Origin of the sequence: Bosea sp. BIWAKO-01, assembly GCF_001748145.1 — a bacterium.
Taxonomy (GTDB): Bacteria; Pseudomonadota; Alphaproteobacteria; order Rhizobiales; family Beijerinckiaceae; genus Allobosea.
Genome location: NZ_BCQA01000001.1, coordinates 5,120,280 through 5,132,524, shown reverse-complemented (window position 1 = coordinate 5,132,524; position 12,245 = coordinate 5,120,280). Strand labels below are relative to the sequence as shown.

At 65.4% G+C, this 12,245-nt stretch carries 13 protein-coding genes and 1 pseudogene; 6 read left to right on the top strand and 8 right to left on the bottom strand.

From position 1 onward, the window contains the following. Nucleotides 1–98 precede the first annotated feature (98 nt). The gene (locus BIWAKO_RS24040) at nt 99–1,340 is read left to right on the top strand and encodes an acyl-CoA desaturase (RefSeq protein ID WP_244523532.1); all 1,242 of its coding nucleotides are present in this window, start codon (nt 99–101) and stop codon (nt 1,338–1,340) included. Between the two features lie 9 nt (nt 1,341–1,349). On the opposite strand, the gene BIWAKO_RS24035 is transcribed toward BIWAKO_RS24040, so the two are convergent. From BIWAKO_RS24035 to BIWAKO_RS24020, 4 genes are all read right to left on the bottom strand, one after another. Further along, a complete protein-coding gene (locus BIWAKO_RS24035) occupies nt 1,350–1,709 on the bottom strand; it encodes a gamma-glutamylcyclotransferase family protein (protein WP_069880800.1) in 360 nt (119 codons plus the stop codon). 54 nt (nt 1,710–1,763) lie between these two features. Continuing rightward, entirely contained in the window at nt 1,764–2,462 is a 699-nt protein-coding gene (locus BIWAKO_RS24030) for a P-loop NTPase family protein (RefSeq protein WP_069880799.1), read from the bottom strand. Continuing rightward, complete coding sequence (locus BIWAKO_RS24025) at nt 2,455–3,564, bottom strand: AI-2E family transporter (protein WP_069880798.1); 1,110 nt, start codon at nt 3,562–3,564, stop codon at nt 2,455–2,457. The genes BIWAKO_RS24030 and BIWAKO_RS24025 overlap by 8 nt, the downstream gene beginning before the upstream one ends. A gap of 127 nt (nt 3,565–3,691) precedes the next feature. After that, on the bottom strand, nt 3,692–4,222 hold the full coding sequence (locus BIWAKO_RS24020) for a CDP-alcohol phosphatidyltransferase family protein (protein WP_069880797.1): 531 nt from the start codon (nt 4,220–4,222) through the stop codon (nt 3,692–3,694). A 141-nt stretch (nt 4,223–4,363) separates the two neighbouring features. On the opposite strand from BIWAKO_RS24020, the gene purM reads away from it, so the two are divergent. Together purM and purN are read left to right on the top strand one after the other, a co-directional pair. Next, nucleotides 4,364–5,437, top strand: a complete 1,074-nt coding sequence (purM, locus tag BIWAKO_RS24015) for a phosphoribosylformylglycinamidine cyclo-ligase (RefSeq protein ID WP_069880796.1) — start codon at nt 4,364–4,366, stop codon at nt 5,435–5,437. A gap of 53 nt (nt 5,438–5,490) precedes the next feature. Beyond that, a complete protein-coding gene (gene purN, locus BIWAKO_RS24010; protein ID WP_069882735.1) occupies nt 5,491–6,054 on the top strand; it encodes a phosphoribosylglycinamide formyltransferase in 564 nt (187 codons plus the stop codon). On the opposite strand, the gene BIWAKO_RS24005 is transcribed toward purN, so the two are convergent. Further along, complete coding sequence (locus BIWAKO_RS24005; protein WP_069880795.1) at nt 5,985–6,764, bottom strand: helix-turn-helix transcriptional regulator; 780 nt, start codon at nt 6,762–6,764, stop codon at nt 5,985–5,987. The genes purN and BIWAKO_RS24005 overlap by 70 nt on opposite strands. A gap of 119 nt (nt 6,765–6,883) precedes the next feature. Between BIWAKO_RS24005 and BIWAKO_RS24000 the strand changes: the two genes are divergently transcribed. Then, a complete protein-coding gene (locus BIWAKO_RS24000; RefSeq protein ID WP_069880794.1) occupies nt 6,884–7,606 on the top strand; it encodes a glutathione S-transferase family protein in 723 nt (240 codons plus the stop codon). Here BIWAKO_RS24000 and BIWAKO_RS23995 read toward each other — a convergent pair. After that, entirely contained in the window at nt 7,590–7,952 is a 363-nt protein-coding gene (locus BIWAKO_RS23995) for a hypothetical protein (RefSeq protein ID WP_069880793.1), read from the bottom strand. The two genes, BIWAKO_RS24000 and BIWAKO_RS23995, sit on opposite strands and share 17 nt — an antisense overlap. A 111-nt stretch (nt 7,953–8,063) precedes the next feature. Further along, nucleotides 8,064–10,150 (bottom strand): annotated as a pseudogene (locus BIWAKO_RS23990) (molybdopterin-containing oxidoreductase family protein). Nucleotides 10,151–10,289: 139 nt separating this feature from the next. On the opposite strand from BIWAKO_RS23990, the gene BIWAKO_RS23985 reads away from it, so the two are divergent. After that, complete coding sequence (locus BIWAKO_RS23985) at nt 10,290–11,108, top strand: MipA/OmpV family protein (protein WP_069880791.1); 819 nt, start codon at nt 10,290–10,292, stop codon at nt 11,106–11,108. Nucleotides 11,109–11,174: 66 nt separating this feature from the next. Here BIWAKO_RS23985 and ndk read toward each other — a convergent pair whose 3' ends face one another. Further along, nucleotides 11,175–11,597 (bottom strand): nucleoside-diphosphate kinase, encoded by a 423-nt coding sequence (gene ndk, locus BIWAKO_RS23980; RefSeq protein WP_069880790.1) that lies wholly within the window; start codon nt 11,595–11,597, stop codon nt 11,175–11,177. A 224-nt stretch (nt 11,598–11,821) separates the two neighbouring features. Between ndk and BIWAKO_RS23975 the strand changes: the two genes are divergently transcribed. Then, nucleotides 11,822–12,214 (top strand): DUF2147 domain-containing protein, encoded by a 393-nt coding sequence (locus BIWAKO_RS23975; protein WP_069880789.1) that lies wholly within the window; start codon nt 11,822–11,824, stop codon nt 12,212–12,214. The last annotated feature ends 31 nt before the right edge of the window (nt 12,215–12,245 follow it).

The following is a 12,245-nucleotide window of genomic DNA, read 5'->3' as shown; positions in this document are numbered from 1 at the left end:
ACTTGCGCGGCGCCCGCTCGTCCTGTTTGGTGCCGCCGGACATGCGGCCCATGCTGCACCGAAGCGGCGGATCCGCGCGAACTCCACAGAGAGCATTCTTGAGCGACAGCACTGCCCCTCACGATGATGGCGACATCGTCTACCCATCCGCCGTTCCCTTCGTGCTGGCGCATCTCGCCTGTTTCGGAGCGCTCTGGAGCGGTGTGACCTGGACCTCGGTCTGGCTCGCGATCGGGCTGTACTGGTTGCGGATGTTCGCGGTCACCGGTGGCTATCACCGGTATTTCTCACACCGCTCCTACAAGACCAGCCGCTTCGGGCAGTTCCTGCTCGCGCTGCTGGCCCAATCGACGGCGCAGAAGAGCGTGCTCTGGTGGGCCTCCAAGCACCGTCACCATCATCGCTATGCCGATACCGAGCATGACGTGCATTCGCCGGTCATGACATCCTTCGCCTATTCGCATGTCGGCTGGATCTTCAGCCGGGATCACAGCACCTTCGACGATTCAACGATTCAGGACCTGACGAAGTTCCCCGAATTGCGCCTGCTGCACCGTTTCGAGCTGGCGCCCGCGATCCTGCTCGCCGGCCTCTGCTTCGCGATCGACGGCTGGGCCGGCCTGATCGTTGGCTTCTTCTGGTCGACGGTTGCGGTCTATCACGCGACATTCTGCATCAACTCGCTCGCGCATGTGCATGGCGACAAGGACTATTTGACCGGCGACGAAAGCCGCAACAACTGGTGGCTGGCGATCATCACCATGGGCGAAGGCTGGCACAACAACCACCACGCCTATCAGTACAGCGTGCGTCAGGGCTTTCGCTGGTGGCAGTGGGACCCGACCTATTACGTGATCCTCGGTCTCTCGAAGATCGGCGCGGTCTGGGACCTGAAGGCGCCGCCGCAGGCCGTCGTCGATCGTTCGCAGGCCCTGCCGCCACGCGTCATCGAACGCTCGGCCGAGCGGCTTGCGGCTTCGGTGCCGCTGGACCGCGTCGTCAGCGCCTTCCGGGAAGCCTATGCGGCGAGCCCTGCCCTGTCGGAGCTGCACCTGCCGACGATGACGCTCGCCGATTTGCGCGATGCGCTCGCCGAACTGCAGCAGCGTGCGGGTGACCGGCTGGCCGAAATGCAGCAGCAGGCCCAGGACGCCGTGGCGCAATGGCATCTGCCGGTCCTGCCGAGCCGCGAGGAGCTCAGCGAGAAGGCGGCCGCGATGTTCGTGCGGACCCCCTCGCTCGACGCGATCGCAGCCCGTGCACATGAACTTCTGATCGAGGCCATGCATGCACGCCTCGTTGGGCCGCCGGTCAAGTCGGCTTCGGAAGGCGCGGCCTGATCGTTCGGTTCAGGACGCGTCCGCAGCCCGGACATAGACGAACGCCTCGGTCCCGGATCTAAGCCGCACCGCAATCCGGCGATAATCCGAGACCTCGTAGGAATCGGCCGCGGCGAGCTCCGCGGCCGTGATGCTGAAGACGGTTCCGGCCACTTCGTCGGCAGGATTGCCGGACCGGGTCACGATCGGATGATGCGTCTCGCCGCTGGTGGCGATCACCTCCGGATCGGTGATCTCGACCATAGTGCGGGCGAAGCCGACAAGGGCGTCGTCACTGCCTTCGAGCTTTCGGCCGAATGTGGCGAGCTGGACGTTCCTCTGGCGCAATGTGCCGTACGAAAACAGCCGGATCTCGCGCCTCTCGGCCATGCCGCTCTCCCCCCAACCTGCCTGGCTGGCAATCTAGCTTGCTGCGTCGCCTGTTCAGTTCGCATCATCCGGAAAGAGGTCCGCCAGGACCTCGCCGGCCAGCGCGCGCGTGACGCGCCGCCCGCGTTCCAGCGAAAGCCTGTCGAGCGCGTCGACCAGGGCACGCGCCGCGGCAAACGAGCGCTCCATCCGCAGCGTCAGCGCTTCGATGATGCCGGCATCGACGATGAGCTGCCGGTCGATGAAGAGCTTGACCAGCAGTGCCCGCAGCAGCGCATCGTCCGGCGGCGCGATCGTCGCATGCGGCGCCAGCCGCAGGCGCGACAACAGGTCGGGAATACGTACGCCCCATTGATCGGGGGCCGAGCGTGCGGTCAGCAGCAGCGAGCCGCGCTTGGCCTTGATCGCGTTCAGGAGATGGAACAGGGCGGCTTCGTCGCGAGGCCCTCTGTCGCAATCCTCGACGACGAGTGCCCCTCCGGAGATCAGGTGCGGTACGTTCTCCTCGGTCACTTCGGAGACGGGCACGATCCAGGCATGGGCCGCCTTGGCCCAGATCGCTGCGAGATGCGTCTTTCCCGCCCCTTCCGGACCAACCAGGCGCAGCCAGGCCTCGGGCCAGTGCGGCCAGGCCTCGATCATCCCATAGGCGGCTTCGTTGGACGGGCCGATCAGGAAATCCTCGACGCCGTGGCGGCTATCGACAGGCAGGTCGAAGGCGAGCTGACGCGGGCGGCTTGTATGGTCAGACATCGGCCCCGAGACGCTTGCGGGCTTCGGCGGACTTCGAAACATCGCCGCCATGATAGATGTTGCTCGCCAGATACTGGCGCAGTGCGAAGCGGCTCAAGACCCCGATGACCGCCGCCAGGGGAACCGCAAGCAGGAGGCCGACGAAGCCGAAGAGCGAGCCGAAGGCAAGCAGCGCGAACATCAGCCAGACCGGATGTACCCCAATCGAGTCGCCCACGAGCTTGGGCTGAAGGATGTTGCCTTCGATGAACTGACCGGCGGCAAAGACGCCAAGCGTCACCAGCGGCCAGGTCCATTCTGGCCAGAACTGCACGATCGCGACGCCGACCGACAGCACGAGGCCTGTCAGCGAGCCGACATAGGGAATGAAGGAGAGGAAGCCGCTGATAATGCCGATGAGTGCGCCGAAATTGACGCCGACGAGGCTCAACCCCACGGCATAAAAGGTCCCGAGCAGAATGCAGAGCAACGCCTGACCGCGCAGGAAGCCGGCGATCGCCTTGTCCATCTCGCTCAGCAGCCCGCGGATGGTGTCGCGGTGGTCGAGCGGAAGCCAGCTGTCGACGGTCGAGCACATGCGATCCCAGTCGACCAGCAGATAAAAGGCGATGACGGGGGTCAGCACCAGCAGCGAGAACACACCGATGATCGCGGTGCCACCGGACCAAAGCGATTGCAGCACGCTGCCGACCCATTTGGTGGCTTCGCCGACAAGGTTCCCGAGTGAATTCTGGGCATCCTGAGCAAGCTTGCCACCGCCCAGCTTCTCGAGGAGCGGCGCCCCCCGCTCCAGGATCAGCGTCTGCAGCTTGGCTGCGACCTCGGGCATCCGCGCGACGAAGCCTGCGAGCTGTTGGCCGAGCAAGGGCATGAGCAGCACGAGCGACAACACGAAGATCAGGAGGAAGACGATCAGGATGACAATCGTCGCGGCCAGACGGCTCATTCCAAGCCGCTCGAGCCGATCCGCAAGGGGGTCGAGCAGATAGGCCAGCGCCAGCGCCGCGATGAATGGCAGCAGCACATCGCGCAACAACACCAGGCACAGCACGAAGACTGCGAGCGAGATCAGCCAGAAACCGATTTGGCGTTGCAAAGACATGAACAGGCAGTCCCCGGCGGATTCCGCGATGCGAGATCATCGACCGCGTCCACGAAGATGGGTGAACACGGAGCAAGTTCCAAGCCGCAGCACTGAAACGGACGCAATCGCGCCCCCTCGCCGCAGGTCAGGCCGCCATATGGCGCAGCCAGAACGCGAGATAGGCTGCCATCGATCCCAGCGTCAATACGGCGACCAGGAGCTGGCCGACATCGATCGCCGGCCCGGGATCGACCCCGAAGGCTTTGCTCCCGAGCATCAGCGCGGCGAAACTGAGCTGTGCGGCCGTGTTGAGCTTGCTGACCACGAAAGGAGCGATCTCGACGGGTTTTTCCATCACCCAGGACAGGATCACGGCGGAGACGATCATCAGGTCGCGCGAGACCACCAGGACGACCAGCCAGACCGGGATAGCCCCGACCAGCGCAAGCGTGATGTAGATCGAGACGATCAGCGCCTTGTCCGCGACGGGGTCGAGATAGGCGCCGAGCTCGCTGGTCATGCCGAAGCGCTTGGCAATGAAACCATCGACCGCGTCCGAGATGCCGGCCGCCACGAAGAGAATGAAGGCCGTCTCCCAGCGTCCATTGGTGATCATCACCACGACGAGCGGCACCAGAAACAGCCGGCCGATGGTAATGAGGTTGGGAAGGGTCATGCTCTTCCGGATTCGCAGCGCTGTCCTGTGCGACGCTAGAGCCCGAAACGGTGCACCGGCAAGGCCGAATCCGTCATAGCGGCTTGCAACGCGCGGCTGGCTTGCCTATCGCTCGCGCGAACGGAATGGAAGCCGAGGACCATGAGCAAGCCAGGAGCGAACGGACTGACCTATGCGCAGGCGGGCGTCGACATCGATGCCGGCAACGCGATGGTCGATGCCATCAAGCCGCTGGTGCGGGCCACGCGCCGCCCCGGCGCCGATGCGGAGATCGGAGGCTTTGGCGGCCTGTTCGATCTGAAGGCTGCGGGCTTCAACGACCCGATCCTGGTCGCCGCCAATGACGGCGTCGGCACCAAGGTCAAGATCGCGATCGAAAGCGGGCGGCATTCGACGATCGGCATCGACCTCGTCGCGATGTGCGTCAACGACCTGATCGTGCAGGGTGCCGAGCCGCTGCTGTTCCTCGACTATTATGCGACCGGCAAGCTCGATCCGCAGGTCGGCGTCGAGATCGTGCGCGGCATCGCCGATGGCTGCCGACAGGCCGGCTGCGCGCTGATCGGCGGCGAAACGGCCGAGATGCCCGGCATGTATGCCGAGAAGGATTATGACCTCGCGGGCTTCGCAGTCGGCGCCGCCGAGCGCGGGGCGCTGCTGCCGCGTGCGGATCTTGTGCCCGGCGACGTGGTCTTCGGCCTGCTCTCCTCCGGCGTCCATTCCAACGGCTACTCGCTGGTCCGGCGCATTGTCGCGCTGTCGGGACTGAGCTGGGAGGCTCCCGCCCCCTTCGCACCTGAGACCAGCCTCGCCGAGGCGCTGCTCGTGCCGACGCGGATTTATGTGAAGCCGCTGCTGGCCGCGCTGAAGGCGACGGCGGGTATCAAGGCCCTTGCCCACATCACGGGGGGCGGCTTCCCCGACAATATTCCGCGCGTGCTGCCCGAAGGGCTCGGCGTTGCGCTCGATCTCGCGGCCATTCCGGTTCCGCCGGTCTTCGGCTGGCTTGCCAAGGTCGGCGGTGTTGCCGAGCGCGAGATGCTTCGCACCTTCAATTGCGGCATCGGCATGATCGTCACCGCTGAAGCCGGCAAGGCCGGCGAGGTCGAGGCCGCCCTGAGGGACGCCGGCGAAGCACCGGTGCGGCTTGGCGAAATCGTTCCGGTCGCCGCCGGCGAAGAGCCGGTGAGTTATCGCGGGACGCTCAGCCTGTGATCCAGCCGGCGCGTCGTCGCACCGCGATCCTGATCTCGGGACGCGGTTCCAACATGGCCGCGCTGATCGAGGCGGCGCAGGCCGGCGACTATCCGGCCGAGATCGCTCTTGTGCTCTCGAACGTGCCCGAGGCCGGTGGCCTGGCCCGGGCTGCGGCAGCCGGGGTGCCCGTCGCAACCGTCGATCACCGCTCTTTCGGTCGGGATCGTGAGGCTTTCGAACGCGCCATGGACGATATCCTGCGCGTCAACCAGATCGAGCTCATCGCGCTCGCCGGTTTCATGCGCATCCTGACGCCCTGGTTCGTCAGGCGCTGGGAAGGACGGCTGCTCAATATCCACCCCTCGCTGCTGCCCCTGTTCAAGGGCACGCATACCCATCGCCAGGCTCTCGAAGCCGGGGTCAAGGAGCATGGCTGCAGCGTGCATTTCGTCGTGCCGGAGCTCGATGCCGGGCCGGTGATCGCACAGACCCGGGTTCCCGTGCTTGCCGGCGACGACGAGGATGCCCTGGCGCAGCGCGTACTCGGCGTCGAACACGCGCTCTATCAGCGGGCGCTGGCGGAGGTTGCCTCCGGCAGGGCAACGCTGGCCGGGGGCGAGGTCGTGCGCGGCTGATCGATCGGGCAGGATCGGGCCCGTGCCGCCTCTTCCTCTTCCTTCTCCCAACGACGGAACAGATCTGCCCGTCTTGCCGGATAGCGCTCTTCGCGCGGGACGAGATCGGTGATGCGGTCCGTACGAAAATGCCGGAAGGCCTGCCGCAGCTCGCACCAGGCGATGACGATCCGCACCCGCTCGTAGAATGTCATCCCGATCGGCCAGATCATCCGGTCGGTCTCCTGCCCGGCCTCGTCGCGGTACCGGATCGCGAGCTTGCGGCCCTGGCGGATCGCAGCCCGGATGCTGGCCGCATCGACCTGATCGACCGGTTGGTCGCAGCGATAGGCCGGCGCGAACAGGGCGCCATCGAGCAGGATCGGCCGCAGATGCGGCGGCAGGACGGCTGCGACCTTGCTGACGACGTCTTCCGCCGCGCGTGCCAGCACCGGGTCGGCACGTTCACCAAGCCAACGCATGCCGACGAGTACTGCCTCGATCTCATCCGGCGAGAGCATCAGCGGCGGCAGATCGAAGCCAGCGTCGAGCACATAGCCGATGCCGGCCTCGCCGCGCACCGGCACGCCCTGGCGCATCAATGCGCCGATATCGCGGTAGATCGTCCGCACCGAGACATCGAGCTCGGCGGCGAGGGTATCGGCCGTCACCGGCCTGCGACGTCGGCGCAGCCCCTGGATCAGATCGAGCAGACGTTCGGCACGTTGCATGACGAGGAATTCCCAAGCATCAAGTTGGGCAGGAGAATGCTCTAGCTCTGCTGACAAGAGTTGTCAGCAGTCTGTCAGCAGAAAACCGACGCCTTGCCTGTGCCAATGGGGGATTTCGCATGATCACGCTACAGGTCTTCGGCCCCGGGTTCGGCCTGCCCGACCCGAGCCCGTTCTGCATGAAGGCGGACATCCTCCTGCAGATGTCGGGCCTCCCGCATGAGCGCAAGGCCGGCAATCTGAGGCGTGCGCCCAAGGGCAAGCTGCCGCTGATCCTCGATGACGGCGAGATCATCGCCGACAGCACCTTCATCAGACTGCATCTGGAGCGGAAATACGGCATCGACTTCGACAAGGGCCTGACGCCGGAACAGCGCGGCATCGCCTGGGCCCTCGAGAAGATGCTCGAGGATCATCTCTACTGGTTCGTGGTCAGCGAGCGCTGGGCCAATGACGGCAATTTCAACCGCGGCCCGCTCCAGTTCTTCAGAGTCGTGCCGGCGCCGTTGCGGCCGCTCGTTGCCGCGATGGTCAAACGTCAGGTTCAGCGCACGCTGAAGGGCCAGGGCACCGGGCGCCACAGCCCGGTTGAACAGGCGGAACTTGCCCGGCATGCGCTGGGAGCCGCCGCCGCGATTCTGGGCGAGCGGCCTTATCTGATGGGCAGCGAGCCTTGCGGCGCGGACGCCACGCTCGGCGCCTTCCTGGCCTCGGGGCTGTGCACGCTCTTCGAGTCGCCGATCCGCGGCCTGATCGAGAGCCACCCCAATCTCGTCGCCTATGCGGCGCGGATCAGGGCGCGCTATTTCGCCGACCGGGAGCTGATCAGCTCGGCCGCCTGAGCTTGCAGCGATCGATGAAATCGTAGCCCTTGGCGCGGGCGCTGTCGTTGAAATAGCCGGTTTCGCGGAAGGCCTGGATCTCGTCCTTGGTCATCGCGTTGACCGTGCCCTTGGCATAGCAGCTGCAAGGTGTGTGGACGGCTTCGCGTGTCGTGCCCATCAGCTGCGACTGGGTGACCAGGCAGGCATCGAAGGCCCGAAGCTGGATCATGTAGGGCGTCAGGTTCTTGGCGGTCGGATCGGGCGGCGGCAAGGCGCTCGTGCCGCTCGCGGCCTGGGCCGAAACCGCAGCCATCATCAGGAGCCCACCGGCCAGAACGACCGCACCTATCCGCCGCATCTTCATGATTCCGCAGTTCCTTTGAGACATGCCCATGCCGGGGCAAGCATCATCCATGCCTCGCCCGCGCGCGGCGGAATGGTCACAGCCCTCCGTAAAGGTCAAGTGGCCGATCAGTCACGCCTTCTTGATCCACACTTTGTTGCGTGGAAGGCGGCGCCGCCGAAGGGAGCGACCGCATCGGCGCCGGTGATGGTGTTGATGCCGCGCCCATGCTTGTGCGCTGCGTTCGGCCAGATCGATTCGGCAATGACGACGCCGCGCACCACGCCGGAGAAGAATTTAGCCGTCAGATGCACGCTGCCGCGCCGGTTGCCGATGACGACTTCGCCGCCATCGAAAATGCCGAGCCCCTCCGCATCCTGCGGATGCATCATCAAGGTCGGTCCCCCCTCTTTCTTCTGCGAGCTCGGCGTCTCGGTGAAGGTCGAGTTGAGGAAGCTGCGGGCGGGGCTGGTCGCGAGGCGGAAGGGATGCGCCTCGTCCGTGTTTTCGATCACGCCCCAATGATCGGGAAAGCCCGGCATCTGGCCATAGGGGCCGACCGGGCCGGCATTGGCATTGGGCACCTTGGGCCAGTCCGGCTTGAAGCGGAACTTGCCGTCGCGATAGCCGAAGCCGTCGACATAGTGGGCGCGATCGAACCCCGGCTGGATGTCATGGAAATCCGCCGCGATCAGCTCGTCCAGCGTGCCGCGGCCGGTCTCGCGCAGCGTCCAGTCGACGATCTCGCGCGGCGTCATCGCGAACCCGCGATGTTCGGCACCCAGGCGCTCTGCAAGCGCACAGATCACCTCGTGGTTCGAGCGGCACTCGCCGGGCGGCTCGACGAGCTTGCCGCCCCACATGATGTGCTGATGCCCGCCGCCCTGGTAGAGATCATCATGTTCCATGAACTGCGTCGCCGGCAGCACGATGTCGGCCATGGCTGCGGTTTCGGTCATGAACTGCTCGTGCACGACCGTGAACAGGTCGTCGCGGGCAAAGCCTTTCTTGACCAGTTCCTGCTCGGGCGCAACCGAGACGGGATTGGTGTTCTGGATGAAGAGCGCCTTCACGGGCCCGCCCTGGTGCAAGGCCTCGGCATCGCCGGTCAGAATCCTGCCGATCTGCGACTGGTCGAGCTGGCGGATGCGGGGATCCCGGACATCCAGGCCCTCGATCAGGCTCTTGCGCCACTGATAGATGCCGCTGTTCGAGTGAAAGGCGCCGCCGCCTTCATATTGCCAGGCGCCAGTCACCGTCGGGACGCAGAGCGCCGCATGCATGTTCACCGCACCGTTGCGCTGGCGTGCGAAGCCATAGCCGAGGCGGAAGAAGCTGCGTTTGCGGGTGCCGACCAGCGTCGCGAATTCCTCGATCGCACCGACCTCGAGCCCGGTGATCGCAGCCGCCCATTCCGGCGTGCGGCTGGCGAGATGCTCCTCGAGTTCGGCGGGCGCATCGGTGTAACGCGCGAGATAGTCGCGGTCGGCATGGCCGTCGCGGAAGAGGACATGCATGACGGCGCAGGCGAGCGCGCCATCGGTACCCGGGCGCAGAACCAATGCGAGATCGGCCTGGGCCAGCGTCGGGTTGTGATAGATGTCGATGGCGACGATCTTGGCGCCGCGCTCCTTCCGCGCCTTGATCGCGTGATGCATGACATTGACCTGGGTGTGCACGGCGTTCGTGCCCCAGATCACCACGCAGTCCGATTTCGCCATCTCGCGCGGATCGGGACCGGCGAGCCGGCCCGTGCCGGCGATGAACCCGGTCCAGGCCATCGTGGTGCAGATCGTCGAATACTGGCCGGAGTAGCGCTTGACGTTGCGCAGCCGGTTGATGCCGTCACGCATCACCAGCCCCATCGTGCCGGCATAGTAATAGGGCCAGACGGCGTCGGCGCCGTGCTCGGCCTCGATCGCGAGGAGGCGGCGTGCGGTTTCGTCCAGCGCCTCGTCCCAGGAGATGCGCTCGAAATGCCCGGAGCCCTTCGGTCCGGTGCGACGCAAGGGGTGCAGCAGCCGGTCCGGATGATGGATGCGCTCGGAATACCGCGCCACCTTCGCGCAGATCACGCCGTCGGTGTAGCTCTGGCGCTTGCTGCCACGCACCCGCCCGATGCTGCGCCCGTCGATCACTTCGACCTCGAGCGAACAGGCCGAAGGGCAGTCATGCGGGCAGACTGACGGAAGATGCGTGATGTGGGGCAGTTCGGTCATGGATGATCCTTCGGCCCGCTACTGGTGACGCGCCGCGCTTTTGCGGTCAATGCCGGCGGCGTCAACCCGGGATTAACGATAACGCTTCAGATTGTCGGAACTTCCGCTTGCCAAGGCGCCGTCGCGCCGGAGTTCGATAATGCGTTGCGTTGCGTTTCTGACCGGCCTGGCGGCCAGTCTCTGCCTGTCGCCTGCCGGCTCAGCTCAAGCCCAGTCCAGTGACTACACCACCCTCACCTCCCCCGAATCCGTCCAGAACTGGCACCTGACCCTGGGAGGCGGCCTGCGCTACACGCCGGACTATTCCGGCTCGAACGACTACGTCTTCCGGCCGCGGGCGATCGTGAACCTGGCGCGTGGCACCAAGAGCACCTGGTGGTCATCCGAAGACGATGCGATCAGCATCGGCTTCTTCTCGGGCAAGGCCTGGCGCGCCGGCTTCTCCGGCAACCTGCTCTGGGAGCGCAAGGCCAGCACCAACCGTGCGCTGATCGGCATGCCGGACGTCAAGTTCGGCGCCGAGCTCGGCGGCTTCATCGAGTTCTATCCGACCTCCTGGCTGCGCGGCCGCGTCGACCTGCGCCGTGGCGTGATCACGCATGACGCGCTCGTCGCCGACTTCAAGATCGATGCCTTCCAGAAGATCGGGGCCTGGACGATCGGCGCCGGCCCGCGCATGAGCGTTGTCGGGGCCGACTATGTCCGGACCTATTTCGGCGGCAACTACGCAGGCACAGGCGGCCTGCTGCAGCGTTACAATGCCGGGGTGCACTCGGTCGGCGCGATTGCGCAGGTGACCTATAACTGGTCCGAGAAACTGCAGACGACCGCCTATCTCGAGTACAAGCACCTTGTCGGCGATGCGACCAGGTCGCCGATCGTCAAGCCGTACGGCTCGCGCGATTCGCTTACGGTCGGCATCTCCGCCAGCTACGCCTTCGATCTCGGCTTCAAATAGTTCCACGAACGAAAACGGCGGAGCCGCTGGCTCCGCCGTTCGAAGACGATCAGCAGTCGCGCTGCGTCAGCCGACGATCTCGTTACCGGCGAAGAACTGCGCGATCTCGATCGCGGCGGTCTCCGGCGCATCCGAACCGTGAGCCGTGTTCTCGCCAACCGACTGGGCGAAGAGCTTGCGGATCGTGCCCTCGGCGGCATTCGCCGGGTTGGTGGCGCCCATCACGTCGCGATAGGTGGCGATGGCGTTCTCGCCTTCCAGGACCTGAACGACGACCGGGCCGGAGGTCATGAACTCGACCAGCTCGCCGAAGAAGGGCCGCTCCTTGTGGACGGCATAGAAGGTCTCGGCCTGGCCCTTGGTCATCTGAATGCGCTTCTGCGCGACGATGCGCAGGCCAGCCTTCTCGATCACCGCATTGACCGCGCCGGTCAGGTTGCGCCGTGTCGCGTCGGGCTTGAGAATGGAAAAGGTACGCTGGACAGCCATCGTTGGTTCCTTAGGGACAATCTGGAGAATGCGGCGGCTTATAGCTGCCGCCTCCCCGCCCTACAAGGCTGCCCGGCCGGCTTCGTTTGCCTGTCCCGCTCTGTGTCGGTCCGGCGGGAGCCGTCCATCAGGCCCAATGTGTCCCCTGCTTGAAGTGAAAGCCGGCTTGGATATAGTTCATATCTGAACCATACGGCCATAGCTGGCCGAAACGGGAGGATCACATGCGCTTTCACAAGATCTCGGCCAAGGCCGTTCTGCTCGGCTTCGCGACCCTGGCGCTCGCCGGCACCGGCTCCGCGCTGGCACAGGATGTCAGCGGCACATGGCTGCGCGATACCGGCGCCTCGCGGGTACGCTTTGTCAAATGCGGCGAGGCGATGTGCGGCACACTGGCCTGGCTGAAGGACACGAACGGCCTCGCCAAGGTCGGGCAGCGCATCTTCTACGACATGAAGCCGAGCGGCGCCGGGAAATGGAGCGGCAGCGCCTTCAATCCGGAGGATGGCAAGACCTATTCCGGCACGATGTCCTTGTCCGGCGATGCGCTGACCACCTCGGGCTGTGTGCTCGGCGGTATCATCTGCCGCTCGGTGAAATGGACTCGGGCGAACTGACGCGACGAGCTTAGGGGCGCCGCCCGGTCAA

Excerpts from the sequence above, each read along its gene's own strand:
- BIWAKO_RS24035 (WP_069880800.1), bottom strand. The coding sequence starts at position 1,709 with ATGGCCGAGAGGCGCGAGATCCGGCTGTTTTCGTACGGCACATTGCGC.
- BIWAKO_RS24030 (WP_069880799.1), bottom strand. The coding sequence starts at position 2,462 with ATGTCTGACCATACAAGCCGCCCGCGTCAGCTCGCCTTCGACCTGCCT.
- BIWAKO_RS24025 (WP_069880798.1), bottom strand. The coding sequence starts at position 3,564 with ATGTCTTTGCAACGCCAAATCGGTTTCTGGCTGATCTCGCTCGCAGTC.
- BIWAKO_RS24020 (WP_069880797.1), bottom strand. The coding sequence starts at position 4,222 with ATGACCCTTCCCAACCTCATTACCATCGGCCGGCTGTTTCTGGTGCCG.
- purM (WP_069880796.1), top strand. The coding sequence starts at position 4,364 with ATGAGCAAGCCAGGAGCGAACGGACTGACCTATGCGCAGGCGGGCGTC.
- purN (WP_069882735.1), top strand. The coding sequence starts at position 5,491 with ATGGCCGCGCTGATCGAGGCGGCGCAGGCCGGCGACTATCCGGCCGAG.
- BIWAKO_RS24005 (WP_069880795.1), bottom strand. The coding sequence starts at position 6,764 with ATGCAACGTGCCGAACGTCTGCTCGATCTGATCCAGGGGCTGCGCCGA.
- BIWAKO_RS24000 (WP_069880794.1), top strand. The coding sequence starts at position 6,884 with ATGATCACGCTACAGGTCTTCGGCCCCGGGTTCGGCCTGCCCGACCCG.
- BIWAKO_RS23995 (WP_069880793.1), bottom strand. The coding sequence starts at position 7,952 with ATGAAGATGCGGCGGATAGGTGCGGTCGTTCTGGCCGGTGGGCTCCTG.
- BIWAKO_RS23985 (WP_069880791.1), top strand. The coding sequence starts at position 10,290 with ATGCGTTGCGTTGCGTTTCTGACCGGCCTGGCGGCCAGTCTCTGCCTG.
- ndk (WP_069880790.1), bottom strand. The coding sequence starts at position 11,597 with ATGGCTGTCCAGCGTACCTTTTCCATTCTCAAGCCCGACGCGACACGG.
- BIWAKO_RS23975 (WP_069880789.1), top strand. The coding sequence starts at position 11,822 with ATGCGCTTTCACAAGATCTCGGCCAAGGCCGTTCTGCTCGGCTTCGCG.